The sequence below is a fragment of the Flavobacterium gawalongense genome (genome assembly GCF_007097265.1).
GTDB lineage: Bacteria > Bacteroidota > Bacteroidia > Flavobacteriales > Flavobacteriaceae > Flavobacterium > Flavobacterium gawalongense.
The window spans coordinates 1-1541 of the sequence record NZ_VJZP01000079.1 but is presented as its reverse complement, the minus strand read 5'-3'; the positions used below and the strand labels follow the sequence as shown (position 1 = coordinate 1541).

2 protein-coding genes are annotated in these 1541 nt (G+C 34.8%); both read right to left on the bottom strand.

Annotated features, from left to right (window positions below; genetic code table 11):
- On the bottom strand, positions 1 to 1078 hold a 1078-nt coding region (locus FNW38_RS17335; protein ID WP_185963173.1), incomplete at its 3' end, for an Ig-like domain-containing protein.
- Between the two features lie 19 nt (positions 1079 to 1097).
- The gene (locus tag FNW38_RS17330; protein ID WP_143388961.1) at positions 1098 to 1385 is read right to left on the bottom strand and encodes a hypothetical protein; all 288 of its coding nucleotides are present in this window, start codon (positions 1383 to 1385) and stop codon (positions 1098 to 1100) included.
- Positions 1386 to 1541 lie beyond the last annotated feature (156 nt).

The window sequence follows — 1541 nt, the reverse complement described above, 5'->3', positions numbered from 1 at the left end:
TACCAGCAGACACACCTGTTACCAATCCTGTTGAAGAAACAGTGGCTTTTGAGGGATCAGATGATACCCATGGATTCAATGCAGCCGGAGTTCCTGACCCAGCCAACTGTGTTGTAGAACTTTCACACACACTGAATGTACCGCTAATTGTTGGTCCAGGATTTATTTTAATTTCGGCAGATGTTGAGTTTAAAGTATTATTTGGACACAAAGTGCTACTAATTACTGCTCTGAAATAAGTTGTTGCACTAAGGTTTGAAGGAGTATCATAAACAGTAATTCCATTTGTATTTATAATTGGTGTACCCGCAGTATTAAAATCGTCTGTCGATGATTCCCATCTAACCACATCACCTAACTGTCCTGTAAGAATAAGATGAGTTTCAGTATCTTGTCCGGAACAATATTCCGCATCAGGTGTAACAATTCCATTAAGACCAATGATGAAATCAATGTCCTCTAAAGCGCATGGGTTAGAATTTATGCTCCCCCCTGAAAATGAAAGGTATTTCGCCAATGTAATTATTCCACCAGTTGTTGAATTACATGGGTTGAAAATTGATAAGGGGATTTTTATTTCAATAAAACTGTTATCCCCCGGATTGTAGCTTCCAATTTCACTCGCAATACCAGCGATAGTTACGATATCTAATTCACCCGAGAGATCATTCCATTCAAAAAGCATTAATTCGTTTTTGCTTGCATCTATCTGTATAACAATCTCAGCACCTCCAATTGGATAAACTGTACCTTTATATGTTTCATTTGCTAATCCAGTTGCTAAACCATCGGTATTAATATAATACCTGAAAATTGCAGAACCTCCATTTCCATTGTTAATACCCAGCAGCAAGTATTGATCCGTGTCAGTACCCCCTGTCAAAGCAAATACTCTTTCAACCTCACACGTTGAGGAGGCGTTAGGGTCAACTATTTTTGATTGTGCATTAAGATATTCATCAGTTGGGCTGTAGTAGTTACCATCTGGCACGAATTGGCTGAAGCCATTAGTAAGACTTAATAAGCACAACAATTGAAGTAAAAATAATTTTGTCGAATAAGTAAAAATTGATTTCATATTGATTTGTTTTAAATCGTTAGAAAATAATACGATTGTAAATGGTAAAATTTACATTTAAGATTGTTGTACGAATTGACGGTCGAATCGTTTTTATTAAGCTTTCGACCTTTGGGGGACTTGAATCAAAATTTCCTGAGGTTGCTCTCAAGGGGACAGTAAATTGATAAATAGGTCTATTTTTTTGAGATTGCAACAGTATAGTTTGAACTAAGCCAGTCCAATATTTTGGAGCATCAAATAGAAAATATATAGTGCCAACAATCGTGAAGAAGGCCGGTAAAAGGAAGGTAATTTCTGTTTTCATACAATCAAATTTTAAATATTGTTTGTAATGTTAATTTTCTACAGAATTTTATAAACTCAATATAGGTTTTTTATAAATGTTCAATTTTGATTATTTGGGGATTAATTCAAAAATGATTTCTTGTTGCTGACTACTATATATCAGCCAAATTAATTT